Below are 17661 nucleotides of genomic sequence, written 5' to 3'. Positions count from 1 at the left end.
GCAGAAAAACAAGCGCTGACAGGCCGACTGCGCTTTCTTTCACCAGATCACGGCTCAGTCGCTCAGATGATAACCAGGCTCCCGCCAATTAACCATCGGCACCCGTTAAGGGGTAATAGTGTGTCAGCACTTTGTACAACTCCGTTCCCTGACGCACACTGGCAGAGGCGAAATGCAGTACCGGAATCACATCCTCTGGCAAGCGCAACTCGCGGCTCTGCTGCCGTGAGGTGGCCAGCGCATCGAAATGCCAGATTCTGGCCAAAACCTGTTCGGCGCTGGCGGGCACCCCCAGCGGCGCCAGATACTCGATCTGACCACCACAAGGACTGTAGATGGCGCGGTAGTTCTCTAGCGTGCAGGCGTATTGTGGGATTTCCGGCAGGGTCAAATCAAACGCCCCCAGCACTCCACGATGCTGCAGGTAGCGAGCAATTCCCATGGCGTCATTGCGAGCCGCGGCCACATTCAGATATTCCTGAGACCCCAATTCCAGGGTAAACGCATCCACCATCACCGGCAGCGCTCGCCCTTGGGCGGCCATGGCCTCGCTCAGTTGCCACCACGGACTAAAGCTGGCTTCATCCAAGGCGCCGGCAAAGTCACTGGGAATCACGATATTCAGCGGAATATTAAACAGGTGTGCCCGCTCTTGAGCATAACTGGGCACATACAAGTGCCGGGCAGAGATAGGGCCGGTATGCAGATCCAGTACAATGTCGGCCTGCAGGGCCATCTTTTGCAATCTCAGCGCCAGATGCTGGCCACTTTTCACTCCAAAGGGCGATGCCAGTTTGGCGTCAATCTGCGCCGCCATCGCCCGACGCAACGCTGCCGCAACCTCGACTTCAGGGGCGTTCAAATGAGTTTGCACCAGCTGCTCAATCAGGCTGGCCTCAAAATGATACTGCCGGTTCCAGTTCTCTCCGGTGATGGGGTCGAACCGACCTAGAGTGAACTCTCCGCTTTTTTGGTTAATGCCCAAGGGGTTGGCCATCGGAACCAGGCACACATCCCCTTTAGGAGGATGAGCTTTGAACAGTTCCACCAGATGATGAATGACCGCATTGCCCTGCACTTCCGCACCATGAATGTTGGCCTGTATGTACACGCTGGGGGCCGCGCCGGTACCGGTGAAACGGATCACCGGTACCGTAATATCGGCTCCGGTGGCTTGCTGTCCTACAACAAGGGTGTCAGATGAAACGGTGGTCACGATAAAAAAGGTCCTGTCACAATGAGTCGGCAGATGGTTCACCCTAGGGCAGTCGAAGTCGAAAATCCACGATTTTTCCAGCCAGTCCCCCCGTGCAGCAGCGACCAAGAGACCGCCATTTAGCGCCTGCTGCGGTTGGCAAAAGCCGCGGAACTGATACACTTCAGCCAAGAAACGATCATTGTTCCCATGGCAGGAGTTCCCATGTCATTAGCAGACCAACTAATGAAAGCCGGTCTGGCCGATAAGAAATCGGTGCAGAAGGCCAAAAAAGAGAAGCACAAGCAGCGCAAATCCAAACAGGTTGTCACCGACGAGTCCAAGTTGGCTGCCGAACAGCGCCTGAAAGAGCAGCAAGAGCGCGACCGTCAACTGAACCAACAGCGCAAGCAGGAAGCCGACGCCAAAGCGATCGTTGCCCAGATCAAGCAGTTGATTGAAACCAGCGCTCAAGATCGCAGCCGCGGCGACATCGCCTATAACTTCAGCCACAATGGGAAGATCACCAAGATCTACGTCAACAAGGCTCAGCAACAGCAGTTGATTGCCAACCAGTTAGCCATTGTCGTTAAAGGCGACAGCTACGAATTGGTGCCTACCAAGGTGGCAGACAAGATTCACCAGCGCGACCCCAGCATCGTGATTGAACTGCCTAAGTCTGACAGCAGCGAAGTGGCCGAAGACGACCCTTACGCGGACTACCAGATCCCCGATGACCTCATGTGGTAAGTGGCGGATATTGCTGGCCTAATTAGTATTAGGCCAGCCAACAATCGATAAGCACTGTCACAGCCATCCCCCCATTTCCTAGACCTGGATCACAAAGCGAAATTTTGACGGTGCATCAAAATTTTGACGGTGATAGATTTCACAAAAATTGTATTCGCCAATGGATTTGGCAGAGTGAAATGTGAGATGAACCGGACACCGCTCGTCCTATTAGCACTGTTGCTACTGCCTTTTTTATTACGGGCAGCGCCGGTTAATATGCGCATTTCCTATTACGAAGACAGCCAGTCCAACCTGCTGGTGTCTGACGTGGTTCGCCTCGACCCGCAGCAATGGGTACCCCTTGATGGCCACATCACTCGCTTCGGAGTCTCTCGTTCCTCATTCTGGTTAAAAATCACCGTCACCAATCAAGCCAATACCCCCAGAAACCGACTGCTAGAATTTCGCTCCGCCACTCAAGATCAAATTGAAGTGTTTTCCGAGTTGGCCGGCCATTTCCGCATGGGGGATCAGCAGCCTTTTGACAACCGTCCCATCCAAAGCGTAACCCCGGTGGTAGAGATGGAGATCCCCGCCAACACCAGCTCCGTGGTCTGGGTGCGGCTCACCAACAAGCACGGGTTTTTCGAGCTGTTGCCCATCAACCTATACTCGCCGGAGGAGTGGCAACGGCACCAACTGCAACGTAACTTCCTGTACGGAATGTTCTTTGGCTCCCTGGGGATCATGCTGCTGTACGGCATGACCTTGTCGCTGATTCTGAAGAATCGCAACTTCCGTTGTTACGCCCAATACCTGATGGCGGCACTGGCCTGCACCTTTGTTTATTATGGATTTGGCTACCGGTGGCTGTGGCCAACCCTACCCGAAGTCAACTACTGGGCTTTGCAGATCTCCTTCACCGCCCTGATCCTTAGCGCTACCCGATTTGGGGTTAGCTTTCTGGAACTGAAACAGCAAGCCCGCACCCTCTATCGAACACTGCAGGTACTCAGTGGCCTGTTGATCGCCGCCCTGATTGCCACTCTGTCTGGGGTACCTCTGGGTTCGCTGACCCTGATGGTGCCCCTGTCGCTGACCATTTTGGCGCTGCTCAGCGGCTGCGCTGCCTTCGCCACCTGGCAGCGCCCCGGCTGGACCAACTCGCTGTTTTTCCTGGCCTGGCCCTGCTTACTGCTGTGCATCGGATTGAGCTTTACCAACGCCCTGGGCTGGATGCTGCTGCCATTCGACACCAAATACCTGCTGGCCTTTGTGTTTGCCTTTGAGATGCAACTGCTGGGCTTCCTTATCTCCCGCCAGTTCCACCAGTTGCAAACCGACTTGGTGATTGCCAAAACCAACGATTCGGCCAAAGTGAACCGCGACATGCTCAAGCGCAATCGCGAACTGGAGACCCTCAACCTAAAGCTCAAAGAGCAAGCCTACAAAGACTCCATGACCGGCCTGGCCAATCGCCGCAGCTTTCGCTATGAGCTGGACAAACTGGAGATTGAGGTCAGCAGCCAAACCCGAGCTCTGGTGTTGATCGATCTGGACCATTTCAAACTGATCAACGACCAAAATGGCCACCACATTGGCGATATGGCACTGAAGCACGCAGCCAGGGTCATCAGCCAGGCGGTGCAACTGGTGCACGGTCAGAGCTTTCGGGTCGGTGGCGAAGAGTTTGCTGCCATTTTGATGGCGCCGGATACCCAGGGGCTGATGGCCCAATGCGAGTTGATTCGACGTAAGCTGGCCTCCACCCCGATGCAACTGGATAACATGACCCTCAATGTCACCGCTTCCATCGGCATCAAATCTATCGACCCGGGTCAATTCCTCTCCTCCAGGCAGATCTATCAACTGGCAGATAAGGCGCTGTACCAGGCGAAAAAAGAGGGCCGCAACCGGGTCTGTGCCAGCGATGTCAACGCTCAGTTTGAGGTCAGCCCCACCCTAGCCTGATGTCGGGCACAAAAAAAAACGCGGACCGGGCCGCGTTTCTGCAATCAATGCGTTTTCCTTACTCAGGCACAATCCAATGCACCCGATGACTGGCCAGCTCGGTCTGAGCCAGTTTCGGCGTCAACCAAGGCAGCAACTCTCTCATCTGCTGCTCCAGCGTCCAGGGCGGATTGATTACGATCATGCCCGAGCCGGTCATGCCGTAATCCATGTTGTCGGCGTCGACGTTCATCTCAATCTGCAGGATATTGCGAATGCCGGTACGGGCCAATGCCCGCTCCAGGGTGGTGATCTCCTGACGGCGCACTACCGGGTACCAAATGGCGTAGGTGCCGGAAGCCCAGCGCTGAACCGCCTCTTTGATCCCTTTGACCAGATCTTTGTACTCGTTCTTGAGCTCATAAGGCGGGTCGATCAGCACCACACCGCGCCGCTCTTTCGGAGGCAGCGATGCCTTCAGACGCGCATAGCCATCCTCTTGATAGAGCTTTGCCCTGCGGTCACCACGAAACTCCTGGCGCAAACGAGGAAAATCGGTCGGGTGCAGTTCGGTCAACACCAGGCGCTCCTGTTCACGGGTCAGGGTCTTGGTCAGCAACGGGCTGCCCGGGTAATGGCGAAGCTCGCCATTGGGGTTGAGCGCCTTTACTGCCTTAAGGTAGGGGTGCATCGATTGCGGGCAATCCAACCCCCAGATGCGGGCAATGCCATCGACGTACTCACCGGTTTTTTCAGAATGCTCGGAGTGCAGATCGTAACGACCGGCTCCGGAGTGGGTATCGTGAACCACGAAGGGCTTGTCTTTGCGCTTCAGGGATTCCAGGATCAGCGCCTGAACGGTGTGTTTCAACACGTCGGCATGGTTACCGGCGTGGAAGCTATGACGATAGCTCAGCATAAGATAGGGCTCTTGAGTTTGGCAATCGGGCAAGTATACCAAGATGCACCGATGCAGGTGGATGAATCTTTGCATTGGCGCCAAAAAAGACGAACTTCGCCGTGCTGTTTATACTGTTAGTTTGGCTTTGGGCATTCTTTGTCAACATCACGGACGATCCCAGTGGGAGAGGACCATGACCAGACACTTTTATCTCGCCAGCAGCCTGTGGGAGCTGGAACAGATTGAGCGGCAACTGGAGCGCCAGGGATTAAGCCCGGCACAGATCCATGTGGTCAGTAATAAACCCAAACTGGCCGCCCGCTTTCATCTGCAAACCGCCTCGTCATTGCTGTTTCTTGAATTAGCCCACTGCACCCTAAAGGGAGCCAAAATTGGACTGCAGCTGGCCTTGTTGTGTCTGGCGGCCGCCAGCCTGTTTGATGTCGGCAACTCCGCCTATGGCTGGTCCCCCTTTCTGATGCTGGCAGCCATCCTGCTGGGATTCTGCATCTGGGAGGGCGGCCTGATCGGAATCAGTACCCCGGATCAGCTGTTGCGAGATTTTCACCGCCCCATCACCGGCGGCCAACACTTGCTGGTGGTCGACATCGAGCAGGCTCAGGAACCGCCCCTGAAACAGGTGATCAGCCAACACCCCATGCTGGCTCAGGCCGGCACCGGTGCCGGCGTCGAGTCAGGTGCGGTACGTCTTCAGCACTGGTGGCTGCGGCACCCTTTGTGGTAAAAGCGTTTATCATCGCACAGACAACGGCCTCCAGCGGCGCTACAGTGGCCGCTTCGGTGGTATTGCCGCCCCTCAAACTCAATAACAAGTACCGACCCTATGCAAAACCATTTCGACAGCCCGTTTGTGGGCACTCTGATTCGGGATCAGATCACCAATCCCAACATCATCGCCGGTGAGCACAGCTACTACTCCGGCTACTACCACCAACACAGTTTCGACGACTGCGCCCGTTACCTGATGCCAGACCGGACCGACGTTGACCGCCTGATCATCGGCCGTTACTGCTCCATTGGCTCCGGCGCCGTATTTATGATGGCCGGCAACCAGGGGCACCGAAGCGACTGGGCCAGCACCTACCCGTTTTTCTATCAAAACCATCCCGCCTTTGCCGGTGCCAACGATGGCTTTACCCGCGCCGGTGATACGCAAGTGGGCAATGACGTCTGGATAGGCTCAGAGGCGATGATCATGGCCGGAGTCCGCATCGGCGACGGCGCTATTGTTGCCAGCCGCGCCCTGGTGACCAAAGACGTGGCTCCCTACACCGTGGTTGGCGGCAACCCTGCCAGGGAGATTAAGGCTCGCTTCAGCCCCGAACAGATCGCATTGCTGCAACAGATGCAGTGGTGGCACTGGCCCGACAGCCAGGTGCAGCAAGCGATGCCGCTGCTGTGCAGCGCCGACATCGACGGGCTGTTTCAGTTGTGGCTCAGCTGGAAGGAATAACTCTGTCCTCAGCCGCTACTGAAATGGGTCAGGCGGCTGAGGTGAGTGTAATCGGACTCCAGCAGCATCAACAGCACCAGCACCAACAAGGCCAAAGGCGGCAACAAAATGGCATAGATCAACGCCAGCCGCTCCCACATCATGTGCATAAACACCGCGACGATCAGGCCGGCCTTTAGCACCATGAATATCAGAATCAAACTCCAGCGCAGCATGCCTTGCAGCGCCATATAGTCGACGCTGTAGGAAAGCGCACTGAGCACAAACAGCAGCCCCCAGACCTTAAAATACAGGCCTATCGGATGCTGAGCCGGTTGTTGCATCGCCATCATCGCCTCCCTTACCACAGATAGAAAAACGCAAAGATGAACACCCACACCAGATCCACAAAGTGCCAGTACAATCCGGTGGTTTCGACAATGCCATAGTCACCGCTGGCCAGGTAATCGCCGCGACGAACCCGATTGGCCACCACCAACAACAAAATCACCCCAATGGACACATGCAAGCCATGAAAACCGGTGATCATAAAGAAGGCCGCCCCAAACTGAGATGCCCCCATGGGGTTGGCCCAGGGCCGAACCCCCTCGCTAATCAGCTTGGTCCATTCAATGGCTTGCATGCCCACAAAGCTGGCCCCCAGAATGGCGGTAATCAACATCAACCGTGCCGCAATTACCGGCTTATGGCGATAGCCATAATTCACGGCCATCGCCATGGTGCCGCTGGAAGTAATCAAAATAAACGTCATGATGGCAATCAGCAGCAGCGGCACCGAGGTCGCGCCGACCTGCAGCGCAAACACCTCGGTTGCCAACGGCCAGGGCTCAGTGGTAGAGGTGCGGGCGACCATATACCCGACCAGGAAAGACCCGAACACAAAGGTGTCGCTAAGCAAAAAAATCCACATCATCGCCTTGCCCCAGGGCACGCGAAAGGTCTGTTTATCCGCCGACCAATCGGTCACAAACTGCCGAAAATCAGCCATGCTCAACTCCTAATTCACCGCAATGCCACACAGGGCCGCCAGAGTTTCATAACGACCAGGAGGCTGACTCACCAAGGCAAACAACGCACACCAGAGCCCAAACAGGTAATGCCAGTAGCGGGTCAACAGCCGCAACGACGCCCTCCCCCGCTGTGGTTGCCACAACTGGGGCAGCAGCCACGCCACCACCAGCAGCGCCGCCAGCAGATGCAGCGCATGCAAGCCCGTAAGCAGGTAATAGAAACCGGCACTGGGGCCACTGGTCAGGCCGAAGCCGGCCGCGGCAAAACTCTGCCAGACCGACCACTGACCACCAATAAACCCCAGTGCCAATACCAATGCCACCAACAGCGCCCAGCGTCCCTCCCCTTGCTGTTTCTTCAAGTACGCCAGTTGCATGGTCATGCTGGAGGCGAGCAATATCAGGGTGTTGATCCACAGCGGCTTCAGATCAAACAATGGCTGCCAGGGCTGCTCGGTCAATGGCTGCCAGTCTGGCGATTGAGACCGCATGATGGACGACAGCACAAACAGGAAGAACAGCGACGTAATCACCGCCAGCGTCACCCACAAGCCCACCGACCCGGCGCTACCGCGGCTCATGGTCGGCAGCTCTTGACCGCCCTGCTCCCAGGGCTTGGTCGCCAGCATTTGCAGCGGATTCATGCCCCACCTCCCGAGTTCGGTGCCAAGGGGACCTCGGTATCCGTTGGCGTGGTTTTCCCGGCCTGCCAGGGATCGGTTTGAGTCACCATGTCCTGCGGATGACCCGGCACGCCGTAGTCATAAGGCCAGCGGTACACCACAGGTAAACTGGGTCCCCAATTGCCGTGCCCCGGCGGCAAGGTCGGCGTTTGCCACTCCAAAGAGGCCGCCTGCCAGGGGTTGGCTTTCGCCAGCGGGCCACGGAAATAGCTCCAGGCCAGATTGAACAGGAACAGCAACTGAGCCACCCCGACAATCAGCGCCGCCACGGTGATAAAAGCGTTGATGGCATGGGCTTCCGGCGGAATAAAGTCATAATTGTCGTAGGCGTAGTATCGCCGCGGTAACCCCAGCACTCCGAGGTAATGCATGGGGAAGTAGATGGCCCAGGTACCCAGGAAAGTAATCCAGAAGTGCAGTTTTCCCAGTCCATCATGCAGCATGCGGCCGGTGATGCTGGGGTACCAGTGATAAAGGCCGCCAAATATCACCAGAATTGGCGCCACCCCCATTACCATATGAAAGTGGGCCACCACAAAATAGGTGTCTGACAGCGGCAGATCCACCACCACGTTGCCGAGAAACAGCCCGGTCATGCCGCCAAACACAAAGGTCAGTACAAAGGCGATGGAGAACAGCATCGGCACCGTCATCCGCACGTTGCCGCGCCACAGAGTCAGTACCCAGTTGTAGACCTTAATGGCGGTAGGCACGGCGATGATCAGGGTCGAAACGGCAAAGAAAAAACCAAAATAGGGGTTCATGCCCGAGACGTACATATGGTGCGCCCACACCACAAAACTGAGCACGCCGATAATGACAATGGCCCACACCATCATCCGATAGCCAAAGATGGTTTTGCGGGCATTGACGCTAATGAGATCCGACACAATGCCAAAGGCAGGCAGGGCCACAATGTACACTTCCGGGTGACCGAAAAACCAAAACAGGTGCTGAAACAAAATCGGGCTGCCGCCGCCAAACTCCGTCGCCTGGCCGAGAGAGATCAGCTCCGGCATAAAGAAGCTGGTGCCCAGCAATTTATCGAACAGCATCATCACCGCGCTGACAAACAACGCCGGAAACGCCAGCAATGCCATAATGGTGGCGATAAAGATCCCCCACACCGTCAGCGGCATGCGCATCAGGGTCATCCCCCGAGTGCGAGCCTGCAGCACCGTGGTGACGTAATTCAGCCCGCCCATGGTGGCGGCAACGATGAACACCGCCAGAGACACCAGCATCAGCACAATGCCGCCGTCCACTCCGGGCGTGCCCGGCAGAATCGCCTGGGGAGGATACAGGGTCCAGCCGGCCCCGGTCGGGCCGCCGGTAACAAAGAAACTGGCCATCAAAATCAATACGGCCACCAGGTAGGTCCAGTAACTGAGCATATTCAGAAATGGAAACACCATATCCCGCGCGCCCACCATCAACGGAATCAGATAGTTTCCAAATCCCCCCAGGAACAACGCCGTCAGCAGGTACACCACCATGATCATGCCGTGCATGGTGATCATCTGGTAGTAGGAGGCCGGGTCAATGAAATCGAACGTCTCGGGAAACCCCAGCTGCAAGCGCATCAAGCCTGACAACACCAGCGCCACCATACCCACCGCGATGGCCGTCAGGGTGTACTGAATCGCAATGGTCTTGTGATCCTGGCTGAATACGTACTTTTGCCAGAACCCCGTGGGCTCCGGGTGCGCCTGTTCCTGACTCATGGTCTCTCCCGTTGTTCACCGAGCCACCGCCCCTTAGGGCGACAACTGCTTCAGGTAATCAATAAGGGCCTGCACCTCATTTTCGGTTAGCGGCATCGGTGGCATCAGCGGCTGATAGCCCTGTACCAACTCCGCCGCCGGCTCCAGCATCGCCCGGCGCAGGTAAGCCTCGTCGGCCACCACCACCCGCCCGTCAGCCAGGGTGCGTTCACTGCCTGCCAGTCCCAGCCAGCTGGGGCCAATGCCGGCACGACCATCAAGGCTGTGGCAGGCAATGCAACCTTTAACCTGTGCCAGCTGAGCACCATCCAACTCGGTCGCCTCAACCTCGGCGGGCTCCGAAGGCGATGGACTGGCTGGCGAGGCCGCTGCCGGCTCAGCGGAATCCGTTGCGACGCCACCCCGCTCCTTGATGTAGGCGATGAGCGCCGCCAGTTGCAGTTCGGTGAGGGCAGCATAGGGCGGCATCACATTGGTGTACCCCTGCACCAGCGAGGCACCGGGATCGACGATGGCCTCGATCAGGTAGTCATCGTCCACCACGCGCTGCGAACCATCAGTGAAAGATTCCACCTTGCCATACAGCCCCAGCCAGCTTGGTGCCAACGGACTGGTTTCAAAGCCATGGCAAGCCAGGCAGCCCTGGGATTGAGCCAACGACTCCCCTTCGCGGGCCTGTGGCGACAGCCCGGCATTGGCCGCGGTCGCAGCACCTTCGGCAAAGGTCGGCAAGGCGGTCAGCCACTGCTGAAACTGCTCAGGCTCCTGAACGACAACGGCCCCTCGCATATTGAAATGCCCCACGCCGCACAACTCGGCGCAGAGAATCTCAAACTCCCCCAGCTTCACCGGTGTGAACCACAGCGACGATACGATGCCGGGAACGGCGTCCATCTTGTTGCGAAACTGAGGCACATAAAAGTCATGCAACACGTCCTTGGAGCGCAGCAGTACCTGAACCGGTATGCCGACCGGCAGGTGCAGCCGGTTACCGACCACCAGGCGGTCGTCCTGACCCGCGGGGTCCACCGGATCGATGCCAAAAGGGTTGTCCGGACCGATGCGCTTGATGTCGGTTTTGCCCAGCACGCCATCGTCTCCGGGTAAGCGGAACTGCCAGCTCCATTGCTGAGCCAACACTTCGACCTGGTGAGCCTCGTCGGGAACCGTGACGATGTCGGAGTACACATACAGACCCGGCACCAGCATGGCGGTAATGCCCACGGCAGTGAATCCGGTGAGCCACAACTCCAGGCGTTTGTTTTCGGGTTGATACTGAGAGCGGCTGTGGCGGCGATATCGAAACCGGTAGACGGCGTAGGCCATGAACACCACTACCGCGATGAACACCAAACCGGTAATGGCGAGGGTAATGCCAATGGTTAGGTCAATGTCGCTCCAGTTGGACGCAAGAGGGGGCAGGCTCCAGCCACCGGCGAAATGGAACCAAAGGGACACCAACAACAGAGCAATCAGCGCGATGGCAATGGTCATAGGCGACATCCAAAAACCGCTTGCAATGGAAGCCGAGGCAGAACTCTGAACTGCTTAGCGTTTCCGCCCTAGCGATAACCACTAAGACTAGAAGCAGAACCGCACTCCTGCCAATCAACGACGCGATCGGCACCACAAAAACGCCTTGGAATGTCGACTGAATTCGGCACATTAGCGCCAGTTTGAGAACACTGTGTTTGCCAAAATACGGCTAATATATCAACAACTCCGATGGAGCAGAGACCATTATCTGGTATCATTCAGGCCACTGAAAGCCGGCCGTAGAGCCACACCAACAACCATAAAATAAACTTGGTGAGCTTCAGTACTACCCTACAACCTCTAACAACAGGACAGTTGCAATGAGTCTTGCTGACACCGTATTGGCCGTTAACGACGATCTTCCTATCCGTACCGATAAGCCGGTCCACAGCGGCAAAGTCCGCAGTGTGTACTGGCTGACCGAAGCCGACAGTGCCCGCCTGATCAAGGAAAAAGGCTACGACGTCGCCGCCGATGCGCCGCTGGCGATCATGGTCATCAGCGATCGCATCAGCGCCTTCGACTGCATCTGGCATGGCGAGCAAGGCCTGAACGGCGTACCCGGCAAAGGTGCCGCCCTCAATGCCATCTCCAATCACTGGTTCAAGCTGTTCCGCGAACAAGGGCTGGCCGACAGCCACATTCTGGACATTCCTCACCCCTTCGTGTGGATCGTGCAGAAGGCTCGCCCAGTGATGATCGAAGCGATCTGCCGCCAGTACATTACCGGCTCCATGTGGCGCAGCTACGCCAAAGGCGAGCGCGAGTTTTGCGGCATTGAGATTGCCGATGGCCTGGAGAAAGATCAGAAGCTGCCGGAACTGCTGATCACCCCGTCAACCAAAGGGATTCTGACCGGCATTCCCGGCGTACCAGCGGTGGACGACGTCAACATTACCCGCTCTGACATCGTTAACAACTACTCCGCCTTCAACTTTACCAAGCTGGACGACATCGACCGCTACGAGCGTCTGCTCAAAGAGGGCTTCGATGTGATCAGCAACGCCCTGGCAGAGCTGGACCAGGTGTTTGTCGACACCAAATTCGAGTTTGGCTACGTCACCGACAGCCAGGGTCAGGAGAAGCTGATCTACATGGATGAGGTAGGCACACCAGACTCTTCCCGCATCTGGGATGGGGCCCAGTACCGCGATGGCGTGGTGGTGGAAAAATCCAAAGAGGGCTTCCGTCAGATGTTGCTGAACCACTTCCCGGATCCGGACATTCTGCTTAACAAAGATCGGATGGAGGAGCGCAGCGCCCTAGCCAGGGACAATGCCCTGCCAGAATCGGTACTGATGGATGTGTCCAGAACCTACATCGACATCGCCGAGAAGGTCACCGGTGATTCTCTGACGCTGTCTGCCAATCCCAAAGCGGAGATCATCGACATTCTGCGCAGTGAGTATGGCCTGATCGACTAACGCCAACGCTCTCCAGTCAGGCCAGCATCGTGCTGGCCTGAACTCTTGGGCCCTGCCCGTTCACCGTTACCCTCCGTCACTGACAAAGCCACTCCGATCCCGCCAAATCTGAGACCCGCATATAAGATTTTAATTATTTAGAAAATACTTATATAAATTGCAGCTACGGTTGCCTACCCTAGGGGCATGATTTCACCAGCAGTTGGTACCCCGTAACCATGATGACTTTTGCCACCGTCAAACACCCGAAAGTGCTGAGCAAGCAGGAGTTAATTCTAGCTACCGCGCTGCGGCTGTTTACCGACAAAGGCTATTTCAACACGTCAATTCATGACCTGCAGCGTGAAGCAGATATCAGCATTGGTGCCATCTACCACCATTTCAAGAGCAAAGAGGCCATCGCCGCAGAGCTGTTCCACCGTTTACTTGAGGCTATCGACACTCAGCTGGAGCAGATCCAACAGTGCCATCACAGCGCCCATGATCGTTGCCGCGCCGCTCTGGGTTGGCTGATGTCACTGAGCAACACCAATCCGGCGACCATGCAGTTTGTGCTGTACGCCCGCCATCGTGAATTCCTTCCCGATGAACCGCCCATCTGTTCATCGGTCCCCTTTATCCGCCTAAAAAGGATGATCGCCTCCGGCATAGATAACGGCGAAATCCGTCCGATGGAGATCAATGTCGCGTCTGCGGCCCTGCTCGGTGGTGGAATTCGGCTTATCCAACTTCAACTGGACGGCGTGCTTGATGGCCCCGCCAGCGATCACCTTGATCTTATCTGGGCATGTGCCTGGCGCTCGGTTGCCATGGAGAACTGAGATGCCACGCGGATTAAAACCAAACACTTTTACCCCGAAAACCGAACGAGCATTCGTTTTGTTTTTCCAACCCACAAAAAGGAAACACCATGAAACTCTTTAAATCCCTCTCCTTGTACGGTTTGACGTTACTGGCGGCGCTTGGGTTGCCGCTAACGGCACAGGCTGCCGCCACAGACGCCGACGCGCTTAAAGGAGTCACCAGCGGTAAGGCACTGTTCGACATCAACCTGAGTAACATCAATCAGGTGCCCTTATACCTGCAGGTGATCGGACTGACCCATGATGGGCTGGTAGAGCAAGGGGTAGAGCCAGAGTTTGTGATCGCTTTCCGCGGCGCCTCGGTCCAGTTCATCAGTAGCCAAGGCGGGGACGACGCCACTACGGCCATAAAACAACAGATCGCCAAGCGCGTAACTGAACTGGCCTCAAAAGGCGTAAAATTTGAAGCCTGTGCCATCGCCACCAACCTGTTCCAGGTCGACAACGACAGCCTGCTTCCCGAGATCAAGGTGGTCGGGAATACCTTTATCTCGCTGATCGGTTACCAGGCCCAGGGATACGGCACCATTCCGGTAATGTAAACGAAAGCGTCGAACCGGGCCGGCGACAGACGCCGGCCCGAGCCACAGAACTACACCTTAAACTGAGTCACAATCTGGCGCTGCTGCTCAGACAGCTGCTGCAACTCCTCGCTCAGCGCAGCCGACGATTCCGCCTCTCCAGTAATGCTGCGGCTGGCTTCACGGATGTTGGCGACATTGAGGCTGATCTCATTGGCAACGCTGCTCTGCTCCGCCGCCAGATTGGCGATCATGGCGCCATTATTCGTAATGTGGCCGATGTGATTGACGATCACTGCCAACGCGGCATTCATCGCTTCCACCTGCTTCTCTGCATCCAGCGCCTTGTCGTTACCGCTGCTGATGGCCGCCACCACGTCCCGGGTTTCTGACTGCAGCAGTTCGATCAGCTCTCGAATCTGGCCGATGGACTCCTGAGTACGCTCTGCCAGCCCGCGTACCTCACTGGCGACCACCGCGAAACCCCGGCCCTGATCGCCGGCCCGAGCCGCTTCAATGGCGGCATTGAGCGCCAACAAGTTGGTCTGCTCGGCAATGCCCTGAATGACGCCAAGAATCGACTCGATGTTCTCACTGTCCTGAGCCAGTTTATCCACCATCGGCATGGCCGCCGACACATCGCCCACCAGCGACTGCACCGCCAGGCTGGTGTGCTCGGCCACCTCCCGGCCCTGCTGCGCCGCATCATTGGCTTCATCGGCGGCAGTGGCGGCCTGGGCGGCGTTTTCCGACACGCTGTTGGCGGTCGCGGTCATCTGCTCCAAGGCGGTGGCCACCTGCTCCACCTCCAGAAACTGCTGCTGACTGCTGCCACTGGTTCGGGCTGCGATGACCGAGGCTCTATTGGAAGTCGCCTGACCGTTACTGACCGACTCGTCGATCAGAGACACCGTGGAGTGCAACTTCTCCAGAAACTGATTAAACCAATGCACCAGCACACCGACTTCATCTTTGCTTTCCACCACCAGCCGCTGAGTCAGATCCCACTCACCCGAAGCGATCACCTGCAGCCGCTTAGTGACGTTCCAGATGGGATTCACCAGGTAGTACGACGCCAACCAGATCAGACCTAAAGCCAGCACGGTGATCACCGCCGCCGCCAACAACATCTGCCACATGGCCTTGCGGTTATGTTCATCCACTTGAGTGTCCAGCGCCAGGGCACTGGCCAACACCTGCTGGGTCGGAGCACTGAATACCAGAGTCCACGAGGTACTGCTGCCCTCAAAGGTCACCGGGATTCGAGCGAACAACTGACTGTCGTCGCGATTCCAGCCAATGGCCGAACCGGTGGCGGCCAAACTAAACTTCAGATCGTCGCTAAGCTGCTGCGACGACTCCCCCAAACGACTGGCATCGCCGTCACAGGCAACAATAAAGCCGTCCTGGCTGATCAGCGCCACCTCGCCATTGCCATCGACAAACTCGGCGTCCACCGACTCAATCAGCGGCTGCAGGGTGGCCAGCGACAGATCGATGCCCATCACCCCGATCACCTTGCCATCGGCCTTAAGAGGCAGCGTCACCGAGGTAATCAGGTTGCCACCGGCCCCCACCTCATCCACATAGGGGTTGAGCACACACAGGTCGCCGGTACGGGCGGGACAATCGAACCACTCGTTCTCCGGCATCCCTTGTTTATTGAGCTGACGGTTGTGAATGGCGGCCTCATCGACGATCTGCAACTGCAACTCGCCGCCGTCGGCGCGATACCAATAAGGCGCAAAACGGCCGGCTTCATTAGACGCGGTCTCGGACTGGCCGATAAATGGGGCATCGCTGCCATTCAACGCATCGGGGTTCATCACCACATAGATGCCACGTACATCCGGATGCAGAGCCACCTGATCGGCGATGAACGCCTTCAAGTCCTGCCTCAGGCTGCCATCGGCCAGCCCGCGCTGCTGCGCCTGCTGACGCATAAATTGCAGCGACTGAACCAGCATGTCACCGCGAAACAGATGCCGTTCGATGACGCTTTTGACCATCTGCGCCTGCTGGGATGCCAGCGCCTCCACATGAGCCCGGGCGGACTGCCGCAGATTTTCAGAGGTCTGCTGTCGAATCAGGGTCTGAGTCTGACCACTGTCGTACAGAAAGAAACCCACCATGGCCGACAGGGCGATGATCAGGCACACCCCAGCCACGATGGAAAATTTATGACGAATAGAGATATTCTTCATTCAACAAGGTCCGGTCGCTCCCTTGTTGTCCTACCTGTTATTGCTCTCTCACCTGCAATGAACGACGCAGCATACGCCAAGGCCACTGTACATTAAAGCAATCTAATACAACGCGTTACATGAACACCAACTGGCTCACAGATCGAAAAAAACCTCGGTCAAGAGCTACAGTTTTATCCACCACCCATGCCTACGAAAAACCGCTCAATCCATCGACAACACCGTGATGTGACCGATGTGATTGACGATCACTGCCAACGCGGCATTCATCGCTTCCACCTGCTTCTCGGCATCGCTATTCATTTTATTTGAGCGTTTTCAGTTCATAATCAATTTCGAAATTTTCTGCGGCTATTCACATTGCTGGGGCGTTAATTAAGTTAGTTTTTCTTACCCACGGCGCCACACACAAAAATATAGACTATATCATTAAGTGGAATTACAGAGATTCAATTGATGACCCACCCAAAAGTAATACAAGAGGTCAATATTTCATTTCTTAGTTGATGGATGTGACTCATTATGCCGATTTCTTCTCGATCATCTCTAAATTTTGAATCACATTCAAGAATGCATTTCTTATTACGACCTTTCCGTCATTTTTTGCAGTTTTTTGGAGATGACAATCCGTCTTCATTGCAAATCTTTTTAAAGATTCGCTCTGACTCCATACGAAAAAACTTGTAGTTGTCACTGATCTGCATAACACCTGAGATATCGTATATTTTTGATAGCAGTACTGCCCTGTTATACAAATAATCTCTACCATTCCCACTGTAGTACCCCAAGGTCTGCTCCAACATCGCGAGCGCAGATTTATGACGCCCTATAGATACTAGCCTATCACTTTCCATAAGACTGCACTCAAGATACTCCACAGAATGCATCCCATTCAGCAAGGCAATGCTCATGCAGGATTTATTGGTTGCATCCAGCATCTCACCTCTTTTTACGCCTACTTTATTAGCATCTTCTTCTTGTGAGGCCTTGGGCATCATATAGTCGAAGTCAATGAAAATATGATACTCTGACAGGAGTATTTCATTTACTGTCTTTAATCCGATTATTTTTTTAAATTTGTCTACCAAACTATTATTTTTGTAGATTCCACCAACAACAATTTCCTCGTTTGCATCGGACTGAAAGAAACTGAGCTTCATCTGTCTTTCTGAGCTTAGCTCAACATCCATCTTTTTATTTATATCGACAATTGCTGAATGTGATTTCCAAGAATTACTCTTGCTCGGGCTGTAAGAATAGAAAATGTTAATCACTGGTACCAGGTTAATATGTTCATTTGTCACCTCTTTACCAAAAGCAGGGCTATGAACCAAGCCTGTTATCATACAAAGGACGATTGCAACCTCCTTCACAAACAACCTGTAAACATTAATAAGCTCATTTGACCTTTTACAAAACTTCATGCCGTCTCTTTAATAAATTA

The 17661-nt window shown here is 55.5% G+C and carries 16 protein-coding genes; 7 read left to right on the top strand and 9 right to left on the bottom strand.

Translation table 11 applies throughout. The features are described 5' to 3' along the window. Window positions 1–88 precede the first annotated feature (88 nt). On the bottom strand, window positions 89–1216 hold the full coding sequence (locus tag J8Z22_RS08605) for a succinylglutamate desuccinylase/aspartoacylase family protein (protein ID WP_252010099.1): 1128 nt from the start codon (window positions 1214–1216) through the stop codon (window positions 89–91). Between the two features lie 204 nt (window positions 1217–1420). Between J8Z22_RS08605 and J8Z22_RS08600 the strand changes: the two genes are divergently transcribed. Both J8Z22_RS08600 and J8Z22_RS08595 read left to right on the top strand, forming a co-directional pair. Next, window positions 1421–1945 (top strand): DUF2058 domain-containing protein, encoded by a 525-nt coding sequence (locus J8Z22_RS08600; RefSeq protein WP_252010098.1) that lies wholly within the window; start codon window positions 1421–1423, stop codon window positions 1943–1945. A 258-nt stretch (window positions 1946–2203) separates the two neighbouring features. After that, a complete protein-coding gene (locus J8Z22_RS08595) occupies window positions 2204–3898 on the top strand; it encodes a diguanylate cyclase (protein WP_252010097.1) in 1695 nt (564 codons plus the stop codon). 58 nt (window positions 3899–3956) lie between these two features. Here the strand turns inward: J8Z22_RS08595 and J8Z22_RS08590 are convergent, their stop codons facing one another. After that, a complete protein-coding gene (locus tag J8Z22_RS08590; protein ID WP_252010096.1) occupies window positions 3957–4796 on the bottom strand; it encodes a 23S rRNA (adenine(2030)-N(6))-methyltransferase RlmJ in 840 nt (279 codons plus the stop codon). Between the two features lie 175 nt (window positions 4797–4971). Here J8Z22_RS08590 and J8Z22_RS08585 point away from each other — a divergent pair, with 175 nt between their 5' ends. Further along, window positions 4972–5523 (top strand): hypothetical protein, encoded by a 552-nt coding sequence (locus tag J8Z22_RS08585; RefSeq protein ID WP_051252923.1) that lies wholly within the window; start codon window positions 4972–4974, stop codon window positions 5521–5523. Window positions 5524–5622: 99 nt separating this feature from the next. Continuing rightward, complete coding sequence (gene catB / locus J8Z22_RS08580) at window positions 5623–6252, top strand: type B chloramphenicol O-acetyltransferase (protein WP_028114748.1); 630 nt, start codon at window positions 5623–5625, stop codon at window positions 6250–6252. 8 nt (window positions 6253–6260) lie between these two features. On the opposite strand, the gene J8Z22_RS08575 is transcribed toward catB, so the two are convergent. From J8Z22_RS08575 to J8Z22_RS08555, 5 genes are read right to left on the bottom strand one after another with little or no spacing between them, the layout of a single operon-like run. After that, window positions 6261–6584 carry a cytochrome C oxidase subunit IV family protein gene (locus J8Z22_RS08575; protein ID WP_028114749.1) on the bottom strand — a complete coding sequence of 108 codons (324 nt, stop codon included), beginning with the start codon at window positions 6582–6584 and terminating at the stop codon, window positions 6261–6263. Window positions 6585–6592: 8 nt separating this feature from the next. Next, window positions 6593–7240: a heme-copper oxidase subunit III family protein gene (locus J8Z22_RS08570; protein ID WP_252010095.1), complete on the bottom strand. Its 648-nt coding sequence runs from the start codon at window positions 7238–7240 to the stop codon at window positions 6593–6595. A gap of 9 nt (window positions 7241–7249) precedes the next feature. Beyond that, on the bottom strand, window positions 7250–7906 hold the full coding sequence (locus J8Z22_RS08565; RefSeq protein ID WP_028114751.1) for a cytochrome c oxidase subunit 3: 657 nt from the start codon (window positions 7904–7906) through the stop codon (window positions 7250–7252). Next, window positions 7903–9669, bottom strand: a complete 1767-nt coding sequence (locus tag J8Z22_RS08560) for a cbb3-type cytochrome c oxidase subunit I (protein WP_252010094.1) — start codon at window positions 9667–9669, stop codon at window positions 7903–7905. Before J8Z22_RS08560 ends, J8Z22_RS08565 begins: the two co-directional genes overlap by 4 nt. A gap of 33 nt (window positions 9670–9702) precedes the next feature. Continuing rightward, window positions 9703–11163, bottom strand: coding sequence for a cytochrome c oxidase subunit II (locus tag J8Z22_RS08555; protein ID WP_028114752.1), 1461 nt, complete (start codon window positions 11161–11163; stop codon window positions 9703–9705). Window positions 11164–11525: 362 nt separating this feature from the next. On the opposite strand from J8Z22_RS08555, the gene J8Z22_RS08550 reads away from it, so the two are divergent. From J8Z22_RS08550 to J8Z22_RS08540, 3 genes are all read left to right on the top strand, one after another. Beyond that, window positions 11526–12629, top strand: coding sequence for a phosphoribosylaminoimidazolesuccinocarboxamide synthase (locus tag J8Z22_RS08550; protein ID WP_252010093.1), 1104 nt, complete (start codon window positions 11526–11528; stop codon window positions 12627–12629). A 218-nt stretch (window positions 12630–12847) separates the two neighbouring features. Continuing rightward, on the top strand, window positions 12848–13450 hold the full coding sequence (locus tag J8Z22_RS08545) for a TetR/AcrR family transcriptional regulator (RefSeq protein WP_252010092.1): 603 nt from the start codon (window positions 12848–12850) through the stop codon (window positions 13448–13450). Between the two features lie 89 nt (window positions 13451–13539). After that, window positions 13540–14034 (top strand): DsrE family protein, encoded by a 495-nt coding sequence (locus J8Z22_RS08540; protein ID WP_252010091.1) that lies wholly within the window; start codon window positions 13540–13542, stop codon window positions 14032–14034. 50 nt (window positions 14035–14084) lie between these two features. Here the strand turns inward: J8Z22_RS08540 and J8Z22_RS08535 are convergent, their stop codons facing one another. Next, complete coding sequence (locus J8Z22_RS08535) at window positions 14085–16217, bottom strand: methyl-accepting chemotaxis protein (RefSeq protein WP_252010090.1); 2133 nt, start codon at window positions 16215–16217, stop codon at window positions 14085–14087. Between the two features lie 596 nt (window positions 16218–16813). After that, entirely contained in the window at window positions 16814–17641 is an 828-nt protein-coding gene (locus J8Z22_RS08530) for a hypothetical protein (RefSeq protein WP_252010089.1), read from the bottom strand. Window positions 17642–17661 lie beyond the last annotated feature (20 nt).

This window comes from Ferrimonas sp. SCSIO 43195 (assembly GCF_023716685.1).
Taxonomy (GTDB): domain Bacteria; phylum Pseudomonadota; class Gammaproteobacteria; order Enterobacterales; family Shewanellaceae; genus Ferrimonas; species Ferrimonas kyonanensis.
Note: the sequence above shows the minus strand (reverse complement) of the source record. Positions and strands in the feature narration are given on the sequence as shown.